The sequence below is a fragment of the Pseudomonas gorinensis genome, assembly GCF_042015035.1.
GTDB lineage: Bacteria > Pseudomonadota > Gammaproteobacteria > Pseudomonadales > Pseudomonadaceae > Aquipseudomonas > Aquipseudomonas gorinensis.
This window is the reverse complement of record NZ_CP167125.1, coordinates 4,356,537-4,379,724: the sequence shown is the minus strand read 5'-3', so window position 1 is coordinate 4,379,724 and position 23,188 is coordinate 4,356,537. Positions and strand designations below refer to the sequence as shown.

The following is a 23,188-nucleotide window of genomic DNA, read 5'->3' as shown; positions in this document are numbered from 1 at the left end:
CACCGCCCCTCCCACCTGCTCAAACCGTGCCCACTGTTACCCAGCGTTCTTCCTGGGCCGCCACGCGAATCGCCGTCGCCAACCGCTCCACTTCCCACGCCGCCTCAAAGTCAGTGCCGTCCGCCCCCTGGCCGGCCAGCGCCATCATCAACTCCTGTACCTCCAGCGTCTTCAGTTCGTTGTAGCCCAACTGATGCCCGGCAGCCGGGCTGAACGCCGCATAACCCGGCAGGGCAGGGCCTGCCAGCAAGCGCTGGAAACCGTCCTGGCCGGCACGGCACAGGCGCAGTTCATTCAAGCGCTCCTGATCGAACGCCAGGGTGCCCTTCGTGCCGCTGATCTCGAAACTCAGGTGGTTCTTGTAGCCATGCTTGAGCCAACTGCTGCTCACCGTGCCGCGTGCGCCGTTGGCGAAACGCAGCAGGGCGTGAATCTGGTCATCCACTGCGATGGCTTTCAATTCGGTACTGCCTTTGATCGCGGGGCGCCGGGTATGAACCGTCTGCGTATCGGCGCACACGCTGAGCACATCGCCGACCAGATAGCGCGCCATCGACAACAAGTGGCTACCCAGGTCCGCCAGGGCGCCACCGGCGTGTTCCACTTCGCAGCGCCATGACCAGGGTGACGCCGGGTCCGCCATGAAGTCTTCGCTGAACTCGCCCTGGAAACTGATGATCTCGCCAAGGTCGCCATTGGCGATCAACTGCCGCGCCAGGCCGATCATCGGGTTGTGCTGATAGTTGTAGCCGACCCGCGTCACCACCCCGGCCGCGCTTGCCGCACGGCGCATGGCATCGGCCTGTTGCAGGCTGACGGCCAGGGGTTTTTCGCAGTACACCGCCTTGCCTGCGGCAATCGCGGCCATGGCCATGGGGTAGTGCAGGTGGTTGGGGGTGGTGATGGCCACGACGTCCACCGACGGGTCGTTGACCAGCGTTTGCCAATCGCCATGGGCCCGGGCAAAGCCCCAGGCGCTGGCGCAACGTTGGGCGCGTTCGGTGTCGGCATCGGCCAGGGCGGCCAGTTTCAGGGTGACGGGCAGTTCAAATACCGCGCGGGCGTTGTTGAAGGCCAGGGCATGGGCACGTCCCATGAAGCCTGTGCCAATCAAGCCGATTCCGAGTTCGCGCATCGCCGTGGTCCTTTGGATTATTGTTTTCAGGAATACTATTAATGGAATAAAAATTCCCAAAATTCAAGATATGGAAAAATTAATTCATTAGGCGCGCGCTATCATTCCGGCTGATGTGGCTATATTCAGCACGTGGCCAAACGCCGTCAGTTAACAAAAGATAACGTAGCGCCGATTGTCAGACGATTCGAAAGCCCGATAGGATGGCCCCTGCTGCCTCCAGGCGCTCTAGATTGCAGGTTTCAGAGCCCAGGAAGGCAGCACGACCTAACAATAATAATGGGAGAAAGGTCTATGAGTGAGCCTGTCATGGGTTGGGTTGTTTGCCGCCCACGTGCCGCACGCAGGGTTGCGTTGCTGGCCACAGCGCTCTCGCTGTTTGGAGCCGTCGCGTTGCCGACCGCCGTCCAGGCCGCCAGCGATACCCCCGCCGCCGCGGTGTTTGCGATTGAATCCCCCAAGGCCGCCAAGGGCCTGATGATCGACGTGGTCCATGCCGGCAAGCGCCTGGTGGCGGTCGGTGATCGCGGGCATATCCTCTATTCCGATGACCAGGGCACTACCTGGACCCAAGCCAAAGTTCCCACCCGGCAACTGCTGACGGCGGTGTATTTCGTCGATGACCAGCACGGCTGGGCGGTCGGCCATGATGCGCAAGTCCTCGCCAGCACCGACGGCGGTGCCACCTGGAGCCAGCAATACCAGGACCTCAAGCGCGAAGCGCCGTTGCTCGACGTATGGTTCAAAGACGCCAGCCACGGCCTGGCCGTCGGTGCCTACGGTGCGCTGATCGAAACCACCGACGGCGGCAAGACCTGGAACGACGTCAGCGACCGCCTCGATAACGAAGACCAGTTTCACCTCAACGCCATTGCTTCTATCAAGGACGCCGGCCTGTTTATCGTGGGCGAGCAGGGCAGCATGTTCCGCTCCAGCGACGACGGCCAGACCTGGGAAAAACTCGAAGGCCCCTACGAGGGCTCGCTGTTTGGCGTGATCAGCACCGCTCAACCGCAGACCCTGCTGGCCTATGGTTTGCGCGGCAACCTGTACCGCTCCACGGATTTCGGCAGCACCTGGGAGCAGGTCGAATTGAATGCCGCGCGCGGCGCCCTGGAGTTCGGCTTGTCGGGGGCGACCTTGCTCGATGACGGCTCATTGGTGGTGGTCGGCAACGGCGGCAGCGTGGTGGTCAGCCATGACGACGGCCAGACCTTCAGCGTATTCAACCGCCCGGACCGCATTTCGTTGTCGGCCGTCACGGCGGCAGGCAACGGCAACTTGATTCTGGTCGGGCAGGGTGGTGTTCGCGTCGCCACGCCCACCGGCGCCGAACCGACAAAACAATAAGAAGGCGGGGAAAGAATGAGCAGTCATCACAACGATAAAGCGACCTTTCTTGAGCGCCTGATCTTCAACAACCGCCCGGCGGTTATCGTCATTTGCCTGCTGGTGAGTGTGTTCCTGTTCTGGCAGGCGACGTTGATTCGCCCGTCCACCAGCTTTGAAAAAATGATCCCGCTCAAGCACCCCTTCATCGAGAAGATGATGGAACACCGCAACGACCTGGCCAACCTGGGCAACACGGTGCGCATCTCGGTGGAGGCCAAGGACGGTGACATCTTCACGAAGGAGTACATGGAGACCCTGCGCCAGATCAACGACGAGGTGTTCTACATCTCCGGCGTCGACCGCTCGGGCCTCAAGTCGCTGTGGAGCCCCAGCGTGCGCTGGACCGAAGTGACCGAAGAAGGTTTTGCCGGTGGTGAAGTGATCCCGCAGAGCTACAACGGCTCGCCGCAAAGCCTCGACCAACTGCGCAACAACGTGCTCAAGTCAGGCCAGGTCGGGCGCCTGGTGTCCAACGATTTCAAGTCGAGCATTGTCGATATCCCGCTGCTGGAGTCCTACCCGGACCCGCAGGACCAGGGCAAGCTACTGGCCCTGGATTACCGCAAGTTCTCCCATGAACTGGAAGATAAGATCCGCAACAAGTTCGAAGCGCAGAACCCCAACGTCAAGATCCATATCGTCGGCTTTGCCAAGAAGGTCGGCGACCTGATCGACGGCCTGGTGATGGTGGTGCTGTTCTTCGGCGTTGCGTTCGTCATCACCCTGGTTCTATTGCTGTGGTTCACCAACTGCCTGCGCAGCACGGTCGCGGTATTGAGTACCACGCTGGTGGCGGTGGTCTGGCAACTGGGCTTGATGCACTTCTTCGGCTTCGGGCTGGACCCGTATTCGATGCTGGTGCCGTTCCTGATCTTCGCCATCGGTATTTCCCACGGCGTGCAGAAGATCAACGGTATCGCCCTGCAATCCAGTGAGGCCGACAACGCGCTGACCGCCGCGCGGCGTACCTTCCGGCAACTGTTCCTGCCGGGGATGATCGCGATCCTCGCGGATGCCGTGGGCTTTATCACGCTGTTGATCATCGATATCGGGGTGATCCGTGAACTGGCCATCGGCGCATCCATCGGTGTGGCGGTGATCGTGTTCACCAACCTGATCCTGCTGCCGGTGGCGATTTCCTATGCCGGCATCAGCCAGCGCGCCATCGCCCGCAGCAAGAAGGACGCACACCGCGACCACCCGTTCTGGCGCCTGCTGTCGAAATTTGCCAGTGCCAAAGTGGCGCCGGTCTCGATCCTGCTCGCGCTGGTCGCCTTCGGCGGCGGCCTCTGGTACAGCCAGAACCTGAAGATCGGCGACTTGGACCAAGGCGCGCCGGAGCTGCGCCCGGACTCGCGCTACAACAAGGACAACAACTTCATCATCAGCAACTACTCGACCAGTTCCGACGTGCTGGTGGTGATGGTCAAGACCAAGGCCGAAGGTTGCTCGCGCTATGAAGCCATGGCGCCGATCGACCAGTTGATGTGGAAGATGCAGAACACCGAGGGCGTGCAGTCGGCGATCTCGCTGGTGACCGTGTCCAAGCAGATGATCAAGGGCATGAACGAGGGCAACCTGAAATGGGAAACCCTGTCGCGTAACCCGGATGTCCTGAACAACTCCATCGCCCGCGCCGATGGCCTGTACAACAACAATTGCTCGCTGGCGCCGGTGCTGGTGTTCCTCAACGACCACAAGGCCGAAACCCTCGACCGCGCGGTGCATGCGGTGCAGGCGTTCGCCAAGGAGAACAACAAGGACGGCCTGGAATTCATCCTCGCCGCCGGTAACGCCGGGATCGAAGCGGCCACCAACGAAGTGATCAAGGCGTCGGAGTTGACCATCCTGATCCTGGTGTACCTGTGCGTGGCCACCATGTGCATGATCACCTTCCGTTCCTGGGCGGCGACCCTGTGCATCGTGCTGCCGTTGGTGCTGACCTCGGTACTGGGCAACGCGCTGATGGCGTTCATGGGGATCGGCGTCAAGGTCGCGACCTTGCCGGTGGTGGCCCTGGGCGTGGGGATTGGCGTGGACTACGGCATCTACATCTACAGTCGCCTGGAAAGCTTCCTGCGCGCCGGCCTGCCACTGCAAGAGGCCTACTACCAGACGCTCAAGTCCACCGGCAAGGCCGTGCTGTTTACTGGCCTGTGCCTGGCGATCGGCGTGTGCACCTGGATCTTCTCGGCGATCAAGTTCCAGGCCGACATGGGCCTGATGCTGACCTTCATGCTGCTGTGGAACATGTTTGGCGCGCTGTGGCTGCTGCCGGCGCTGGCCCGCTTCCTGATCAAGCCCGAGAAACTGGCGGGGCAGAAGGGCAATTCGCTGTTTGCCCACTGAGGGGTGAGGGCGTCTGGCCCTCACCCCAAGGTGGACCTTCAGGCCGGTATCACGGGTTCGCTCGCGGTAGCGGCGCGATCGCCAGGAAAATCTGGTCGACGGGAGGCGTGATCAGTACATAGACAATGTTGGTGACCGGTTCGCTGCCGGGGTCCCGGAGGTTGCGCAAGTAGGTTTGGACGTGTTCCTTGAGCAAATCCTTCTGGGTGAATTTGCGCTGTTCGGGCAGCTTCAAATGCGCCCGGGTGTAACGGGCGGGCGGGGCGTCGGCCGTGGCGTAGTGGAAGTGCGCGTACCACAACACCGCCGGCGGTTTTTTCGCCTTGTCGTAAACCGCGTATTCGGTGAAGAAGTCGCCGCTGAGGGTCGGACGTTGCGGGTCGGCCAGGCTCGTCAGGTTGATGTCGATTTCTTGATGCTCCCACAGGTAGTTGAGGCTCTCCGGTGTCGGCCATTGGCGCTTGTAGGCTTCACTGCACACGCGTTGAGCCTGCCGGTTCATATCCCGGGCCTGCGCGAGGTATTCGTCGACCAGGTCCTGGGCCGATAGCTTGTCGAGGTGATCGCGCTGTATTTCCTCGGCCAGTGCCGTGAGTTTTCTCGCATGGCCGGTGAGCAGTTCATCCCAGTCGCCCGGATTGACCTGCTGACGGGTGAGGGGCGAGTCGAGTTTTTGCTGGTCGGTCGCAATCGTGTGATCAATGCCTTTGCGCTGTTCGATCAGCGCCTGGCCAAGGCTTTTGAGGGTAGCGAGTGAGCGGCTCTGTGGTTCGGTTGGCATCGGGGCGGCAGGTTCGTCTTCGGTGGCTGCCCAGCCGTCTTCGTGTCGGCTGAAGGCGCTGACGGTTTCACCGGTCAGCGTATCGGTGATGGTGAAACGTTCCTCGGCGCCTTGTGCACCGGCAGGCTTGAGTTCGCCGATGAGGTATTGCTTCCTACGGGTTTTGAAGACACGTTTTGTCGGCAGTTTGGGGCGCAGGTTTTTCGACAGGGGCAGCTCCACGTCCAGCGCTTCCTGCTTGCGCACCACGGCTTCCAGCTCGTTTTGTGCAAGCGCCTTGGCATATTCGAGACCTTTGAGCAGGCGCTCGGACTCCGGGCGCAGTCGACGCGGGTTGATGACCTTGAGCGCGCGGATGGCCTCTTCATAGCGGTTGTACTGCTTGAGGACCGTCTCGTAGACATCCCGTTGTTCGGCCAGCGGGTATTCGGCGCTGCTGCGCACTTCAACGTGAGACAGCAGCACCTCGAACAGGTCGATGTGCTCAAGGCGCCTGATGTAGAGGTCTTCTTCGGGCGGCGGCACGGTATCGGTCATTTCCACGCTGGCAGCGGCGAGATAGTTCAGCGCATTGAGTTTCAGGTTGTCGGAAAAAAAATGCTGTGGGAAGGCGATCTCATCCAGCAGTTTTTGACGTACCACGCGCCCGGCCCGCGAGTCCTGTTCCAGCCGTTGAAGGGTGTTCTCCATGGCTGCCGAGACCTCGCCCATGTGCTGGCGGACGTTGGCCGACTCAATGGCGTTGCTGATGTATTCGTTGTAGACGGTGCGGTCGCCCAGCAAATTGTCGATAAACATCCTGCGCGCCATCTCTGCCATCGGCTCCCCCGCGCGGGAGAAGCGCATGGCGTTGAGCCGGCCCAATAGCAAGGTGTGAATGAACAGCTGTTGATCCCAGATGGTGTTGAGGATTTTCTCGCGGTCGCGCACGTGCGCACCCGCCCCACCGACTTTTTCCAGTTCCTGGCCCAGCGTGACCATTTCCAGGCGCGGGGGGAGCGACTGGGCAAACAAGACTTCCAGGTTTTGCAGCAGAATCTCGAATTCGCTACGCAGCGTCTGGTGCCTGAGGGTTTCCTGCAGGTGGCGTGCTTCCAGCCCCGGCCTTTGTGCATCAGTCGCCTTTTTCAGCAGCTCTGCCGTCAGTTGGACGATCTTGCGTTGATGCTTCAGGGCATCCAATGCGTTTTGTGTGGGTTTAAGCGATGCATCGAATGGCTCCAGCAGTTGCGGGATTTCTTGGCTGAGTGCCTGTACGCGCGCGAGCACCTGCTCTTTCTTGCGCCGGTTTTGCGCTTGCAGTTCGTCCTTTCTGCCGCCGCCCAACAGCTTCAGCCCAGGGTCGAGGGTCCAGCGGCCCCTCCCGTCGGTCTTGAGCTTGATACCGGGGTGGTCTGGATGCTCAGGGTGAATGATGAACACCTCGCCAAAGCCCGGAACAATACTGACCCTGAACAACAAGCCGCCGACGGAGGCATGCCATCGGCCGTCAATGCTGTACAACCCCGCGTGGGGGCCGATCTTGACCGGCTCTGGTGCGGGCGTGGGCCAGGCGATGTTGACGGATCGCAGTTTGTCCAACAGCCTGGCCGAGGCGCTGTCGCTGGCCAGGGAATGGTCAAAATCCATCAGCGTGCGGCCACCCCCCGGTGGTTCCGCGGGCAGGCCGACAATGCCGCGCGCAACCACTGCTGTTCGCGTTGTTGCCGGGCCGGGCAGCGGGTGCCTGAAGGGCTCGAGGGTCAGGGCTTGTGCATCGAACGGTGGGGTGTCGGCAACGGGAGCCGGGGTGCCGTGATGGATCATCAACAGGCTGATGTTGAGCAACAGGTCGACCCACGCCAGCTCCCTCGCGGTGGGGTTGTCACTTTCCAGCGCCGGCAGGTCTTGGGTGAGGCCTTGCGCCAGTTGCAGGAGCCAACCGACTGCCGCCAAAGGCCCGCGCACGGCCATCAACAGCGTATTGAACCCCAGTTGCATACCTTCCAGGATCAGCGCCCAGCGGCTTTCGCGGTTGGACGTCGACTCGCGCTCGGCCTGGTCCAACAGCTGTCGGGTTTCACTGCCAAACAGGTACTCCATGAGGTTGCCGTGGTTGAGTGACTGAAGCAGTTCGCCACCGCTTTCGTCGCCAGCCCCCGCCAGTTCTGCGGGCGTGGGTACCCTGGGCAGGCTGTCGAACTCCGAACCCATGCCGACACGCACGATGTGGGGTTGCGTAAAACCGCCATGGCTGTAGATCGCCCTGGCAGCGTCCGGCAACCAGGCCAGGACGCTGTCCTGCAGGGGGCCGGGCTGCACGATGGCTGCGAGCAATTGCTCGCGGCGGGCGAATTCGCGCAGTGAGTCGGGATAGGCTGGACGATAAAGCACGTGCGGCCCCAACTGGGTGTCGAGAGGCTCGATGATGAACATGTTTTGCACGACATCCGCCGTCGCCCCAGGCCTGCGCAGAAACGCCAGCGGGCGAATGACGATGGCGTTGCCGTCGATGCGACGCGCCATGGGGTCGGGATCGAGCACCGCGTTCACATATTGGACGCCTCGGGAGGTCAGGCCCGCTTCGCCTTTGATTTTGTGCTCCAACGCCCGGATTTTCAGGTGGATGGGCCGTTGCTGCTGGAACAGCCGCTGGCGTTTTTGCGCCGCCTCGGTGTCGCTCATCAGCGCCTGGCGCAGGTAGTTGGGGTAATTCTTACCAATGTCGACACGCTGGATCAGTTGGAGGATGTAGTCGGCGGTCAGCCAGGCTTCCACTTCCCGGCCCCGGCCCCGGCGGTGGCTTAGGGTCATGCGCCCTTTGGGTCTTCCCGAGAGGTTCTTCAGGGCCAGGTCCACCAGGGTCATGGAGACCGGCTCGATGTAACCGCCCTCCAGGCTGCCCACCGGGACATGAAAGGTCAGCTCCACGTCATCGGCGGCGTACCCGGCAGACAATGTCTCCTGGCTGCAGGTACGCACGCCGCCCAGGGCCTCGGCGCGGTCCAGGCACAGTTGGTGGTTCAAGTGCTGGGTCGCGTAGCTGCGCAGTGTTTCCAGGCCGTCGAAGTCGGCGTCGCCCAAGGTCAGGCGCCGGATCCCGGCTTGTTCGATCAGGCATTGGCGATAGGCCAGGCGGTCGGCGGCGCTGGCGCGTTGCAGCCAGACGGGAAGGGCGGACTGGAGGGACGACAGGGTTGCCAGGGGCGTGGCGGCGGCGGTGAATAATCGGCCGGGGTTTACGGTGGTGGCGAACAACTGCTCGAGGGCGGTCACCGTAGACCTGGCGGGAAGTTCAATCGTGGCCAGGTCATCCAGTTGCTGGTTCAGTACCAGCGCGGCTTGTATCTCGAAGATATTGCCGTCGGGTTCATACTGCCGCCAGGTGATCTTGTCGGCCAGGAAACGTTGTTGCATGCGCTCGCCCCAGGCTTGGCCGAAGGCATCCAGGTCGGAGTATGAGTCGATCTTGCCGTCGAGGCTGCACAGCAACACCTGCGTTCGGCTGACGATCAGGATCTCGCTGGCTTGCAGCGTGAGTCGGGCGCCTGCCCGTTCCAACTCCGTCTCCAGGGTATAGGCGCGCACCGCGTTCTCGGGCCAGGGGCGTGCGGCGCGGGTGACTCTGTCGGGATAGCGGCTCAAGGTGCTGAGGATGTTCAGTGGTTGGGCTGCGTCACCGGCCTGGCGCGTGGCGGATTCGAGCAGCGAGCCTTGCAACACATCGGCCAGCCATTTCCAGCGACTAACGCCGGCGTCACTGTCCTGGCTCCAATAGGTTGCCAATGCCTGTTGAAAATCGATGAACAGAAGCGTGGGCAGTTCGTTGATGACCCCTTCGATGACCTCCAGGTCATAGTCGCGATTGCGCCCATTGATGGGATAGGTCAGGCGGTTGCCGGTGACTCCGCTCAAGTAGCTGTCCAGGCCCAGGCGTGTCGATACATCGGGAAAGCTGCCATCAGCCAGGTAGCCCAGCGTGACCTCCAGCAAGGGGAGCAGGGTGCGACCGCCACCTTCACGGGGCACGGCTAATCGAAGGTCTGCGAGTGGGTAGGTCAGCGGCGGGTATTTTTCCTTGAGGTTGGTGGCGAGCAGTTGCGCGGTGACTGAGCGCAATGTCGGGCAGGTGCGGAACTGGGCTTCAACCGCTTGTCGGATCGGCTGTGCGGCAGGTGGGGTGTTTGGGGCGGGCATGGGAGTTCCTTTTCCGTTGAATGAAGACGCGCCCATGCACGTTAATGTGCCGTGTTCGGGGGAGGTGGTAGCCCGTTAGGGGGGAGGCGGCTTGCTAAGGGGGGGACGGTGGCGCGCGCAACCGGAGTGGCTGCGATGGCGACGTGTTTTGGCGGGCAAGCCGTAATGCCTTTGTAGGAGCGAGGGGGACGCCTAGTTCTTGCTCGCGAAAAACGTCAACGATAACGCGTGTTTCCTGAATCAACGCGGCGCCTGTGCGTTTTTCGCGAGCAAGAACTAGGCGTCCCCCTCGCTCCTACAGAAGGCGATATTCGTTTAACTGACTGGCATCAGGGCAAACCGGCTCCTTGGCGCGGTTGGGTTAGAGCTTCAGGAACAGTTTTTCATCCAGTGGGGCTTTTATCTGGCTGCGCACGATGCTCTCGATGCGTTTGTTGTCCTGGCCGGCCTGGTTGATGAGGTCTTGTTGCGTCAGGAAGCGCTGTTCCGGGATCTTCAGGTGCGCCGCGCTGTGGTCGGCGCGTGGCGTGGTGGGGGTGGGGTAATGGAAGTGCGCATACCAGAGCACCTTGGGCCCATTTTTCTCGCGCACGGCATATTCGGTAAGGAAGTCACCGCCCTTGAGTTTTTTGCCACGGTTGACCAGGCCGATATCGACGCGTCCATGTGTCCACAGGTACTCGACGTTTTGTGCGCGGGGGGCCTGGCGCAGGTAGCCGTCACAGCGATGGGCAATGGCACGCCGGCGCATCTCCTTGGCTGCGTCCTGCCATTGCTGCACCCACGCCGCGGTTTCGCTGCGGGCGCCATGGCCGGCCTGGGCTTCCTGCGCAACTTGTTCCAGGCGTTGGGCCTGGGCTTCGAGCATGTCGCTCCAGTCGCTGGGGTTGACCGACTCTCGGCGCGTCGGGTCATCGAGTTTCTTTTTCTGGAACTGGATCGAGCGCTCGATGCCGGCCTGCTCGTCCATCAGCTTGCGAGCATTGCCGATCAAGGCTGATAACGGTTTAGGCGAGGGCACGGGCGCCGGTTTTATCGGTTCGGCCCGCACGATCTGCACCCACTCGCCCTCGGCCGGGTGCCAGCTGTAACTGGTCAACGCCTGGCCGTTGCGGCTGTCGAGGACATCGATGATCGGAATGTCCTGCCCGGCTTGCGCAGCCCTCAAGGTGCCGACCAGGGTCTGCTTGTCACGGGTCTTGAATACCCTTTTGTTGTTCGACTTGCGCGGCCGTTCCTGGCGCGCCCCCGCCACGGGCGGCAGGTGTTGCTCTTCGCGGATCAGATCGGCCAACTCGGCTTGGGCCTGGTCGATCACCCCTTGCAGGTAGTCGACGAACAACTTGCCGTACACCGGCCGCACGCTGACGGGGTCGACGTCCTGGAGTGCCTGGGTGTTGGTCAATTCGGCCCGGTATTGATCGATCAGGTGGCTGAGGACCGCGATACGTTCATCAGTGGTATAGCCTTCGTGCTGTTGCAGTTCGATATGGGAGGTCGCCACGCTATTGAGGTCTGCCCGGTTGAAGCGCGCCAGGAAGAAGGCAACCTCGGGAGACTGTGTGTCGACGCTGCGGTCGATGCTCAATTCGCGCAACGCGCTGAGGCGTTCCAGGTTGGCGTTGAATGGCTGGCCGGCCGGTGGCTGGCGCGTAGCCTTGATAAAGGCTTCGGCCTGTTTCTTGCTCGCGGGCGAATCGTTTTTCCACTCATCGAGTGCCTGGTTATACGCCTCGTTGGCCTTGATCAACCGTGTCAGGCGCTCAACCCGGTGGGCCAGGCTGTCGATGAACTCCGCGTAGGCCCCCGGTTCATTGTTGCGGGTGCGCTCGATCAGGCTGGTCAACGGTTCGCCGCTGATGGCGTGCGAGAGCTCATCGCCGACGTACAGGTAGTCGGTAGTATTGGCGCGCAGTGTTTCAGCGATCGCCTGGTATTCTTCGGCGCGCTTTTCCTTGAAGACGTTGAAGTCCTGGGCCGGGGTCTCGGCGGTGAGCACCTGGATCGCATGCTTGCGGTGGGCGATCAGGGTGTCGACGCTTTTTTGGTAGTCCTCCAGGCGAAGGCGTAACAAGGCGTCCAGGCCCTGGTTCTTCATGCGTTCCTGCTGGTAACGCGCGGTAAAGTCAGCTTTGCGCTCACCGTGGTTGGCCAGGCTCCATAGGGTCTTGAGGGTTTTGCCCGACGTTTGTAGGGCCTCTTGGGTTTCCTTGACACGCTTGCCTGCGGTTTCCATGGCACTCACCGCAGGCTTCATGCGGAACACTTCGTTCACGTACGTTGCGAGCTTCGCCTCGCTCAGTGCGTTGTTGCGCTCCAGCGTGGCTTTCATCCTCGCACTGGACTTGGGCATGCCGCCCTTGAGCTTGGGACGTATATCGAACTGCCATAGCCGCTGGGCATCGCGTGTCAGCGGCGGGCCGGTACGGGCCTTGTCCTGTTCATCGATCACGAAGACGCCGTCCAGGTCCCTCGCCACGCGGAACCAGCGGTTTTCAATACGTGCGTGCAATTTGTTGTCAATGAGGTACAGGCCCTCGGTCTCTCCGCTGCTGATGGGGGGCTCCGGCGTGGTTGGGCCGGGCACGCTGAACGAATCGATCAATGCGCGTTGGGCGGGGCTCAGTTGACGCGGGCTGGAAAAAGCAAAGTCGAAGGGGTGGTGACTGTCGGCAAGGCCATCGCCTGTCATTGTGGTGTCCTGCGTGACCACTGCCGGTGCCGACGAGGGTTCCCCGGCGGTACGGCGCAAGGCAATCGACACGTCCGGTCGCTGCGCAAATGGCAGGTGACCTACCGGCCGCTCCGGCGCCGTGTGTGTGTGGCTCAGTAAGGTGCTGACATTTACCAGCAGGTCGACCAGCGCTTGTGCCGGGTCGGGGTGACTGGGGTCGCTGGCTTGCTTGATATCGTTTTCAACGCTGGCCAGTTGTACCAACCAGCCCGCCATGGCGCCTGGGCCGCGCAGCACCGGGAGCAGTGTGTTGAATAACAACCAGCCCAGTTCTTTATGGGACGCCCAGCGGCTCTGGGCGTCGGAGACGGACTGGCCCTCGGCGAGCGTGACCAGGCTTCGCGCATTGGTACTGAACAGGTGTTGCATCAGCTGGCCGTCGAGCAACGCCTTGTCCAGTGCCTCGGCCGCGGCGTAGCCGTCGACGGCCAACGCCGTCGGCGCGGGCGTGTCGGGCGCATCGAACTCGTTGAACAGGCTGTAGTGCGTAATGTGCGGGGTCTTGAAACCATCGTTGGCGTAGATCGCACGGGTCTTGTCATCGGGCAGCCAGGCCAGGATGCTGTGTTGCAGCGGGCCAGGTGCCTGGACCGCAGCCAGCAGAGCGTCACGGCTGGCAAACTCCAGCAAGGGCGGTGCCAGCAGCGGGCGATACAGCAAGTGCGGGCCGCGTGTCGGGTCCTTGGGCTCGAGCAGGAACATATTGGCGACCACGTCCGGCGTCGCTCCGGGTTTGTGCAGGAAGGCCAGCGGCCGGACGGTGACGGGCTGCCCGTCGACTGTACGCGGGCCGCTGCCGGGCCGCGTCACCGCTTCGACCAGCCGGTAACCCCCGTCGGTTACGCCGGCTTCGCCCTTGAGCTTGAGTTCCAGGGCCTGCAGGGCCAGTTGCACAGGCACCTGCTCGGTAAACAAGGCGCTACGCTGCCGCGCCTGCTCGGTATCACTGAGTAGTTGCTGATTGAGCAGGGCCGGATAGTGTTGGCCGATATCGACGCTGCTGATCAGGTCCTTGAGCCTCTGCGGCATCTGCACGTCGTTCACCCGTTGCCCGCGCAGGCGAATCTCCATGGCGCCCTTGGGCAGGCCAGCAAGATTTTCCAGGGCCATGTCCACCAGGTTCATCTTGATCGGTTCGATATAACCGCTGCCGAGGTCGCCGACCGGCACGTTGAACGTGATCTCCAGGTCTTTGGCGGTATAGCCCTTGGGCGCCAAATGTGCGTTGAGCTGTTGCTCGGCATAGGTGCGCAGGTCGGGGATGTCGGTGAGGAAGGAGCGCCCCTGGTGGCGCTGCACACTGCTGGCCAGCGCCAGGGTCTGGCGTTGGTAGGTGAAACGGTCGGCGTCGCTGGCCTGGGTCAGCCATGGCGGCATCTTGCGTTGCATCTGCTCAAGCCGCGCCGCCGACGCCGTGTCACTGAACCAGTGCGAGGTGTCGCTGGCCTGGGTAAAGACCTGCTCCAGGTTGGTCACGTTGGTTTTGGCCGGCAGCTGTATCGCGTCCAGGTTCTGCAACTGTTGATCGAGCATGATGGCGGCCTGGGTATCGAACACGGTGCCATCCGACTCGGTGCGTTTCCAGGTCAGGTGATCGAACGTGAACCTTGCGCTGAGTTGGCGCTCCCAGGCTGTGGCGAAGGCTTCCAGGGAGGTATAAGGCGTGACGACGCCCTGGGCCGTCGCGTGCAGCACCAGGGTGCGTTCGCCCACCTGGCGTGTAATCAAAAGGTCCGGGCTGCTCACCGTAGATGCAGTGCCTTGATGCGTCAGGGTCGTGTCCACCCGGAATACCTTGGCGGCGCCCGCGCCGTACAGGGTGTTGCGTTCGCCCGCATCGGGGTAGCGGGTGATCTGGTCGAGGGTTTCGCGTTGCTGCGGGTCCAGGCCGGGTTGCTGGAGGCCGGCGATGCGCAGGGTGTTTTTCAATGTATCGCTGAGCCACAGCCAGCGGCTGGTGGCGCCAAAGGCCGGCTGGCCCCAGTACTGGCTCAACGCTTCGGCATAGGCAGGCTTGAGGTTGGGGCGCAGGCTGCGGATCGCCAGCTCGAGCGAATGGCTGTCCAGTGGGGCAGGGCTGCCGGTGTCGGACTTGACCCACTGGCGCGGGCCGGAAAAGTCCAGCTCGGCGCCGTTGGCCAGATGCTCAAGGGCAAGGTCCAGCAGGGGTGTCGGCCGGTCTGGCGAGGAACCGGCCAGGGCGGTGTTGGCGCTGTCGATTTTCAGCGCGTCGTCGAGCAGTTTGGCGACCACTGAACGCACGGTGGGGCGCGTGGCGAACTGGTTGGCCACCACCTTGGCGGGCGTGTCGGGCGGTGTGGGGGCTGGATGAGCGGCTGCGAGCTTGCCTTGCAGGCTCAGGGGCACTTTACCCCGCCCTGGGGAGAATAAGCGGGCGGTTCTTGTGGGTGTCGCGGGCTCGGGCGCCGGTGTAGCAGGTTGACGGCTGGCCGATGGCTCAGGTTCGATCGGCAACGAAAACGTGAACAGGCGGGGGTTGTTTCTGACCGATTGCATACAGGCACTTCCTTGGCTGGGGGAGACAAAAACAGGCTGGGAAAAATACCCGCCCGTTGCACGCCCAGCTTCGGCAATGCGTTATGAACTGTTTCCAGGTGCCGCGGGAACTCGGGCCCACGCCTTGAGCGGTGCGGGGCAGAGGCGTCTGTTTCGACGTATTTGTAACGCGCCCGGTAGCGAAACCGGCACCGTCCTGGGGCCCCTGGGCTATCATTGGCGTTTTCCCGTAGATGATTGACCTGCCATGACTGCCGAAAAACTGCCCGACGTCCTAGCCACCAGCGACATGCTTGAAATCGACGGGCTGCACGCCTTCGACTTCACACTCAATGATGAGACATTGCAGATCATCGCCATGGACGGGCGTGCGGAAAAACGCTGGAGCTTCAGCCGGCAACAGGTGGCGACCGCCACCTTCGATGAGACCTTGCAAAGCTGGACCCTGATCGGTGACTCCGGCGAGCACCGCCTGGTCTGCATGAGCGCGGTCACCGGCAACAATAACGATGAGGATGAAGCGGATGATGATGCGTAAATTCTGGCCCCTGCTGATGGCGGGCAGTGTCGGTGCGATGTCGGTGCAGGCCGCGCCCGCCGACACCTATGAACTGCTGGTGGGCAGCTACACGGCGGGCAGCAGCGAAGGGATCTACCGCCTGCAATTCGATAGCCGTACTGGCCAGTTCAATGGCAAGCCGGTGCTGGCCGCGAAGGCCGCCAACCCGTCGTGGCTGACGCTCTCCAAAGACCAGAAGCACCTGTTTGTGGTCAATGAGAACGGTCCTGGCCAGAAAGACCCGGTTGGCCGCGTCAGCAGCTACAGCATCGACCCGCAGAGCCATCAGCTGACCCTGATCAACCAGGTGCAGAGCCTGGGCAACGAACCAACGCATTCCAGCGTCGCCGTGGATGGCCGCTACCTGTTCGTCGCCAACTATTCGGTCCTCGAAGATCCGGGCGGCAGCCTGGCGATCCTGCCGGTCGACGCGGGCGGCAAGCTGTCGGCACCGGTGCAACTGAGCGGGCACCCGGCCAGCCGTGTGAACCCCGAGCGCCAGGCCTCCAACCATGTGCATTCGGTGGTGTCATCGCCGGATGGCAAATATGTGTTTGTCCAGGACCTGGGCGCCGACAAGGTGTTTGCCTACCACTATGACCCCAAGGCCAACCACGAACTGCCATTGACCCCGGCGACCCCTGCGTCGGTGCCACTGCCACCCGGCAGCGGCCCGCGACACTTGCTGTTCAGCGCGGACGGCAAGCACGCCTGGCTGACCACCGAGATGAGCGCCCAGGTCGCGGTATTCGATTACAACGACGGTAAGCTCACCCAGACCCAACTGGTGGATTTCGCCGCCGGGCAACCGGTGTCGGACCAAGCGGGTGCCGCGCTGCACGCGTCCAGCGACGGCAAGTTCCTGTACGTGAGCAACCGGGGGACGGCCAATCAGGTGCTGGTGTTCAGCATCGACCCGACCACCGCGCACCTCAAGGAATTGCAGCGCCGCTCCGTGGAAGGCGACCACCCGCGTGAGTTCAGCCTGGACCCGAGCGGCAGGTTCCTGCTGATCGCCAACCAGAAAAGCAATGAAATCGTGGTGGTTGAACGCGACCCCAAGACCGGCCTGCTGGGTAAAACCGTGCAGAAATTGCCGATCGATGCCCCCAGCGACCTCAAGTTCCTGGTGCGTCAATAAGCCACAGGCCCCGCACCGCGGGGCCTGACCCTTTGTATTAATTCGATTAATAGCGGCTACTGTTTCAAAGCATTTCTAAGGCTTAGCCCTCGGGCGTAAGTTTGGTTCCAAGGCCTTCCCCGGCCACTCAACCAAACGAACACAAGGGTTACCGACATGAACTTCAATCTCTTCTCGATCATCGCCGCTTCCGCCGTTTCCGCCACCGTGGCCCTGCCAGCGGCCGCCAGTGTGGAACTGACCGGCAAAAAATCCAGCACCAGCGCCTACACCCAGAAATACCTGCAACAAAGCGCCAACTTCTATGCCGCCCTGGATCACAAAACCCAGCAGTGAGCGTTGATTGACCCTGCACACAAGCAGACGCCAAACCACTGGAACGTAGCCACTTGCGTTCGAGTGGTTTGGCGTTTGTGCGTCGGGAGGAAAAAAATAGAGGTAATGGCACAATGACATGTGTTTAAATTTGACGCTGAAATATTGACTCCTTTCTTCCTGGAATCGACAGCATGGCACTCCGACTGGCAGCAGTAATCCTGTTCCTCTATTCCGCCCCGATCCTGTCCTCCGTGCAGCTGGTGGACAACGAGCCGGAGATCGCCCGTGAGCGATTATTGAACTTGGTGGAAGGCTAAGCCTTCGCCATCACCCCGATAAACAGCGGCGATTGCAGGAGCGTGTCCAACCAGCGCTGCAACCCGCTGTAGGGGGTGCCGGCAAACCATTCTCGATCGACATGCGCAAATTGCCGTACAAACGGCAGCAAGGCCATGTCCGCCAGGCTCGGATGGTCTGCGAGCAAATAGGCGCGATGCGCCAGCAACCCCTCCAGTTTCTGCAAGAACACTTCGCCCTCGGCCCGATGCGCTTCCATCGGTTGCTCCGGGTAGCGCTCGGCGTACTTGTATCGATTCAAGTGATGCTTGAATACCTGATCGTTCTCGGCAATCAGTGCCAGCACCGCCGGATCACCCTGCAGCAACCAGTCCTCCGGGTCGTGCTGCGCCAACGCCCATTGCATGATCGCCAGGCTTTCATCGATCACCTGAGCGTCCACACTCAACACTGGCACCGTGCCTTTTGGGGACAGTGCCAGCATTTCAGCGGGCTTGGCTTTCAGGCTGACTTCGATGATGCGTACGGGCACGCCGGAATAACCCAAGGCCAGGCGCGCGCGCATCGCATACGGGCAGCGCCGGAATGAATACAGCAGCGCTTCGCTCACTTGACCTCCAGGGTGCTCAGGCCGTTGCCCTGTCGCTTGACCTGGATCTGCACCGGGATGCGTTCGTGCATTTCCTGCACGTGGGAGATCACCGCCACCTTGCGGCCCTGGGCCTGCAAGCCGTCCAGGGCGTCCATCGCCAGTTGCAGCGACTCAGGGTCGAGGCTGCCGAAGCCTTCGTCGATAAACAGCGATTCGATCTTCAACGTACTCGACGCCATCGACGCCAGGCCCAATGCCAGTGCCAGCGACACCAGAAATGTCTCGCCGCCGGACAGCGAATGCACCGAGCGCAGTTCGTCGCCCATTTCGGTGTCCATCACCAGTAGCCCGAGCATGCTGCCACCGCGCTTGAGGCGGTAGCGGCGCACCAGCTGGCGCAATTGCACGTTGGCATGGTGCACGAGCAAGTCGAGGTTATAGGCCTGGGCGATCTTGCGGAACGTGTCACCGGTGGCCGAGCCGATCAGCGCATTCAGGCGCGCCCAGCGTTGCCACTCGTCATAGGCTCTGGCGATTTGCTCGGCCAGGGCGTGGTTGGCGTCCTGGCGACGTTGGTCGTCGGCTTGGCGCGCACGCAACTCGGCGCACTGTTTTTCGCCCTCGGCCAATTGCTGGTTGAGGGCGGCCAGGGCGCTGTCGAGCGCTTCGGCTTCCAGGTTGCCGTTGTGCAAGGCCAGGTGTTCGGCCAGGCGTTGCTCGCGCTCTTGCAGCAAAACCTTGGCTTGTTCGACGGCTTTTTCGCTGTGTTGCACCTGCTGGCGCAGTTCGCTGACCTGCTTGTCGTCGAACGCCAGCAGGCGGGCGAGGCCGTGGTCATCCAGTTCGGGGTGCAGGGCGCGCCATTCGTTGGTGCGGGCATCGAGGGTGTGCTGTTCGGCTTCGAAGGATTGCTGGCGCTCCTGCTGGGCCTTGAGGTCGGCGGCCAGTTGGATCAGTTGGTTGCGGATGTCCTGCAACTGCTGGTTGGCGTCGGCCTCGCTCTGGCGTGACTGCACCACCACCTGTTCCAACTGCTGCTGCCAGTGTTCGGCGCTGGTGTGCTCGCCCAGCAGCGCGGTGAGCGTGGCCTGGGCGGCCTGCTGTTGCTCGCTCAACTCGGTGACCTGCTGATGCAAGACGTCGAGCTGCTGTTGGCGATGCTGCTGGTGCGTGTGTTCTTTCTCGATGGCCTGCTGGCGTTCCTGCTGCTCGGCCAGCTCGTCATGTTGATGGCCAAGCTGCTCAAGGCGCTGGCTGACCTGCTGGTCCAATTGCATGAAGGTCGCGGCCGGGTCGCTGCGCAAGCCTTCCAGGGTGTCGGCGGGCAGCAGGCTGGCGAAGGCGTTGAGTTCTTCGTCGAGGCGCTCGCGGTCGTTGGACAGCTCGCGCTGCTGGTCGACCAGCAATTGGCGCGCCTGCTGGCTCGCGTCCTGGGCGGCTTGCAGTTGTTGCTGCAAGCGCCCGGCGTTTTGCTGCAGGTTGAGCAGGGCGCCCTGGCGTTGTTCGTCCTGGGTGATGCTTTGGGTCAGTTGGCTGAGTTGCTGGGCCAACCAATGGCTGCGTTTGGCTTCGTCCTGATTGAACAGCGAGGCCGCCAGTGGGTGCGCGTCCAGGCTGGGCTGGAGCGCGTGCTGTTGGGTTGCCAGGTGTTCCTGTTGTTGCAGGAATTCTTTTTGCTGGGCGATCAGGCCGCCCACTTCGCCACGTAGCTCGGTGAGTTTTTCCTTGAGGGTGTCGACGGCTTTCTGCGCCGTGGCCTCTTCGCTTTCATCATGGCGACCCAGGCTTTGCAGCAGGGCCTCGGGCTGGTGATACGGATGCTCATGGCTGCCGCACACCGGGCAGGGCTGGCCGTCCTGCAATTGCTCGCGCAATTCCTCGACGCTGGCACTGCGCGCCAGGCGCTGGCGTTCCAGCAGTTGCTTGGTCACCGTCAGGGTTTGTTCGGCGACGGCCAGTTCGGCCTTGGTTTGCAGGCCGGTCTGGTTCAGTTGTTCGCGCTGCTGCTGGGCGTCTGCGAGTTTTTGCCTCAGGGCTGCGGCTTGCTGGTCCAGCTGTTGTTGGCTGTCCCACAGGCGAGTCAGGTCTTCGAAGGCGCGTTGCTGCTTGCGATTGTCTTGCAGCAGGCTGGCCAGCAATTGGATCTGCTCGGCCACGGCGTGCGGCTCGGCACCGGCTTCTTGGTACAGCAGGTCGAGCGCGTCACGTTGTTGGGCGAACTTTTCCGCGGCGGTCGTGGCGCGCTGTTCCAGTTGCGGCAGTTCGGACTGGCCTTTCTTCAGGCGATTACCGATCAGCATCAGTTGTTGCAGGCGGTCGCGGTAGGCGCCCCAGGCCTCGCTGAGCGGGGCGAGGGCGCTGCTGCGTTCAAGTTCGGCGGCCAGGCGTTGCAAGCGCTCGGCAACGTGGGCGTGCTTGTCCTGCAAGCCCTTGAGCAGCGCCTGGCCTTCGGTGCAGGCGGTTTCGTGTTGCTGTTTGTCCTCGGTGCGCTTGGCCAGGTCTCTGGTCAAGTGGGCGAGGGTGCTTTGTGCTTCAAAGGCCTGGCGCAGCAACGGCACGGCGTCGCCCTGGGCCTTGAGGGCTTCGGCCAGTGCCGCCTGGGCCGATGCCTGCTGTTGTTGGGCCTGGGCCTGGCGGGTATGCAACTCGGCCTGTTGCTCGATGTGCGCCTGAATCTGCGCGGCCAGCGGCGTCAGCAAGGTGAGGAGTTCTGCCCTGCGCGCAAACTGATGGCGTTGCGGTGCCAGTTGGTCGAGGCGGCTCAGGTCCTGGCGCTGCGTGGCCTGGTTGTCCCACTCCGCTTGCGCACGCTGGAGCTGCTCGGTGGCACTGCGCTGGCGCTCCTGCCATTCGCGCAGTTCCTTGAGCCAGGTGTGTTGCAATTCCAGCTGTTTGAGCTGGTTTTGTTGGGTTTTGAGCTGTTGCTGCGCGTCGGCCAGTTGCTGGTCGAGTTCGGCGCGGGCTTCAGGCGCCAGGGGCACCACGCCAGTGGCCTGGTCTTGCAGCTGCTTGTGCGCGTCCTTGGCGTCCTTGGCCTTGTCGAAGGCCCGACGGCCCAACTGGGTGTAGAGCGCGGTGTCGGTGAGTTTTTCCAGCAGTTCGCTGCGCTCGTTGTCGTTGGCCTTGAGGAACGCACTGAACTCGCTTTGCGCCAGCAACACCGCGCGGGTGAATTGCTCGAAATTCAGGCCCAGGGCCAGTTCCAGCTGGGTCTTGTATTCGGTTTTCTGGCTGGCCAGCAGTTGGTCGCTGTCCAGGTCGATCAGGCTTTGCCGGCTGTTTTGCAGCTTGCCGCTGGCTTTGTCACGTGCGCGGTTGGCTTCCCAGCGCGCGCGGTAGCGACGGCCGTTGACGCCGACGAAGTCCACCTCGGCATAACCGCCGCCGGTGCCGCGACGGATCAGGGTACGTGGGTCACCGATGGAGATATCGGTATCAGCGTCGGGCATCTTGGCCTGGCCGGTATCGCCCAGGCGCGGCACCGCGCCGAACAGCGCCAGGCACAGGGCATCGAGCAGGGTACTTTTACCGGCGCCGGTTGGCCCGGTGATGGCGAACAGCCCGGCGCTGGCCAGGGGCTCGGCGGTAAAGTCGATCTCGAACGGGCCGGCCAGGGAGGCGAGGTTTTTCAGGCGGATGGCGAGGATCTTCATGGCTGTTCGCCCTCCTGTTGTACTTCCTGGAGCAGCACGGCGAAATCCTTCAAGGTCTGTTCATCCACTTCACTGCCGTAGCTGTCCTGCCAGGCGCGACTGAACAGCTCCTGGGGAGTGAGCTGGTCGAGTTCGATCAGGTGTTGATCGTCCGTGTCGTCGCTGCCGCGTTTGCCGGCGTATTCGGCAGCGATGCGCACCAGGCGCACGGCCTTGCCTTGCAGGGCGGTTTCGATTTGCTGGCGCAGGTCGGGTTGCGGCTCGTCCAGGCGTACCCGCACCTCCAGCCAGGGATGGCGCTGGGTTTCGGCCAACAGGTCGATGTCGGGCAGCTCGGCCAGTTGCTTGAGGATGTCGGCCAGGGGCGCCGCTTCCAGGCGTTGCAGGTTGACCGAACGCGGGATCAGGAGCGGCTCGACGCTGACCAGTCGTTCGCCCTGGAACGTCACGTCGAGAATCTGGTGCTTGTAGCCAATTTCGGAAAACGACAGTGGAATCGGCGAGCCGCTGTAGCGAATGCGCTCTTCGCCATTCACCTTTTGCGGCTTGTGCAAATGGCCGAGGGCGACATAGCCGACACTTTTATCGAACAGTTTGGCCGGTAGCGCCTCGGCATTGCCGATGATCAGGCTGCGCTCGGAGTCTTCCGACACCGAGCCGCCGGCCATGTGCGCATGGCTGATGGCAATCAGCGCCTGGCCTTTTTTGCGTTTGGCGTTGGCGGCGGCGATCAGCCATTCATGGACCTGGCCGATGCCGTGCAGGTAGTCGTCGCCCAGGTGCGCCCCGGTGACTTCCGCCGGGCGCAGGAACGGCAGCGCCAGGCACCACGCGGCAACCTTGCCCTTGGCATTCGGCAGGGGAATCAGCAGGCGTTCGGCGTCCAGTTGGCCGTCGTCCAGCCATAGCACGCGGCCCAGGGCATGGGTGTGCAAGCGCCGCATCAAAGGGGCGGGCAGTTCGATCCGCGAGCCGGAGTCGTGGTTGCCGGCGATCATTACTATGGTGAGGTCGGGGTTTTGTTCGTGGGCGCTGATGATGAAGTCGTACAGACGCTCCTGGGCCTTGAGCGGCGGGTTGACCGTGTCGAAGATGTCGCCGGCGATCAACAGCGCATCAGGTTGGTGGGCATGGAGCTGGCGCAGCAGCCACTCAAGGAAACAGGCATGTTCGAAGTCGCGTTCCTGGCCGTGCAGGTTTTGCCCAAGGTGCCAGTCGGAGGTGTGGAACAGACGCAAGGCGAACTCCGCGGAGAAGATGAAAAGGAGGGGAGTTTACCTGTATTGCGAACACGCTGCTTCAGACGACGCATAACCCCCTTTGGCAATCAGGCAGTTGTGACAAGCGGGCAGCCGTGGCGAGCAGGCTTGCCCTGCGTTGGGCCGCGAAGCGGCCCCTGACAAAGACACCTGCGCTGTGTCAGGCGCGCCTCAGTGGCTGGTTTTGGGGCCGCTTCGCAGCCCAACGCAGGGCAAGCCTGCTCGCCACAGCAGCCCTGTCTGCCGGGCGTTCAGCGTCGAGCCAACCCATCGCAATCAGGGGCA

Annotated in this window: 12 protein-coding genes; 6 read left to right on the top strand and 6 right to left on the bottom strand. The window is 62.4% G+C overall.

Annotated elements, in window-relative coordinates; all coding sequences use genetic code 11:
- Positions 1-19: 19 nt before the first annotated feature.
- Positions 20-1,135, bottom strand: coding sequence for a Gfo/Idh/MocA family protein (locus AB7933_RS19840; RefSeq protein ID WP_024075925.1), 1,116 nt, complete (start codon positions 1,133-1,135; stop codon positions 20-22).
- 309 nt (positions 1,136-1,444) lie between these two features.
- On the opposite strand from AB7933_RS19840, the gene AB7933_RS19835 reads away from it, so the two are divergent.
- Both AB7933_RS19835 and AB7933_RS19830 read left to right on the top strand, forming a co-directional pair.
- Positions 1,445-2,485: a WD40/YVTN/BNR-like repeat-containing protein gene (locus AB7933_RS19835; protein ID WP_069081340.1), complete on the top strand. Its 1,041-nt coding sequence runs from the start codon at positions 1,445-1,447 to the stop codon at positions 2,483-2,485.
- Positions 2,486-2,500: 15 nt separating this feature from the next.
- On the top strand, positions 2,501-4,876 hold the full coding sequence (locus AB7933_RS19830; protein ID WP_024075923.1) for an efflux RND transporter permease subunit: 2,376 nt from the start codon (positions 2,501-2,503) through the stop codon (positions 4,874-4,876).
- Between the two features lie 49 nt (positions 4,877-4,925).
- Here the strand turns inward: AB7933_RS19830 and AB7933_RS19825 are convergent, their stop codons facing one another.
- Both AB7933_RS19825 and AB7933_RS19820 read right to left on the bottom strand, forming a co-directional pair.
- Positions 4,926-9,833 (bottom strand): dermonecrotic toxin domain-containing protein, encoded by a 4,908-nt coding sequence (locus AB7933_RS19825; RefSeq protein WP_024075922.1) that lies wholly within the window; start codon positions 9,831-9,833, stop codon positions 4,926-4,928.
- A gap of 361 nt (positions 9,834-10,194) precedes the next feature.
- Positions 10,195-15,084, bottom strand: coding sequence for a hypothetical protein (locus AB7933_RS19820; protein ID WP_024075921.1), 4,890 nt, complete (start codon positions 15,082-15,084; stop codon positions 10,195-10,197).
- A gap of 247 nt (positions 15,085-15,331) precedes the next feature.
- Here AB7933_RS19820 and AB7933_RS19815 point away from each other — a divergent pair, with 247 nt between their 5' ends.
- From AB7933_RS19815 to AB7933_RS19800, 4 genes are all read left to right on the top strand, one after another.
- Positions 15,332-15,622 carry a DUF5629 family protein gene (locus AB7933_RS19815; RefSeq protein ID WP_024075920.1) on the top strand — a complete coding sequence of 97 codons (291 nt, stop codon included), beginning with the start codon at positions 15,332-15,334 and terminating at the stop codon, positions 15,620-15,622.
- Complete coding sequence (locus AB7933_RS19810) at positions 15,609-16,784, top strand: lactonase family protein (RefSeq protein WP_024075919.1); 1,176 nt, start codon at positions 15,609-15,611, stop codon at positions 16,782-16,784. The genes AB7933_RS19815 and AB7933_RS19810 overlap by 14 nt, the downstream gene beginning before the upstream one ends.
- A gap of 156 nt (positions 16,785-16,940) precedes the next feature.
- On the top strand, positions 16,941-17,120 hold the full coding sequence (locus AB7933_RS19805) for a hypothetical protein (RefSeq protein WP_024075918.1): 180 nt from the start codon (positions 16,941-16,943) through the stop codon (positions 17,118-17,120).
- Between the two features lie 173 nt (positions 17,121-17,293).
- Entirely contained in the window at positions 17,294-17,419 is a 126-nt protein-coding gene (locus tag AB7933_RS19800; RefSeq protein WP_024075917.1) for a hypothetical protein, read from the top strand.
- Here AB7933_RS19800 and AB7933_RS19795 read toward each other — a convergent pair.
- Genes AB7933_RS19795 through AB7933_RS19785 form a run of 3 tightly spaced genes read right to left on the bottom strand, consistent with a single transcriptional unit; the run spans position 17,416 to position 22,882 of the window.
- Entirely contained in the window at positions 17,416-18,009 is a 594-nt protein-coding gene (locus tag AB7933_RS19795) for a glutathione S-transferase (RefSeq protein ID WP_024075916.1), read from the bottom strand. The two genes, AB7933_RS19800 and AB7933_RS19795, sit on opposite strands and share 4 nt — an antisense overlap.
- Positions 18,006-21,644 carry an AAA family ATPase gene (locus tag AB7933_RS19790; RefSeq protein WP_024075915.1) on the bottom strand — a complete coding sequence of 1,213 codons (3,639 nt, stop codon included), beginning with the start codon at positions 21,642-21,644 and terminating at the stop codon, positions 18,006-18,008. Before AB7933_RS19790 ends, AB7933_RS19795 begins: the two co-directional genes overlap by 4 nt.
- A complete protein-coding gene (locus AB7933_RS19785) occupies positions 21,641-22,882 on the bottom strand; it encodes an exonuclease SbcCD subunit D C-terminal domain-containing protein (RefSeq protein ID WP_024075914.1) in 1,242 nt (413 codons plus the stop codon). Before AB7933_RS19785 ends, AB7933_RS19790 begins: the two co-directional genes overlap by 4 nt.
- Between the last annotated feature and the right edge of the window lie 306 nt (positions 22,883-23,188).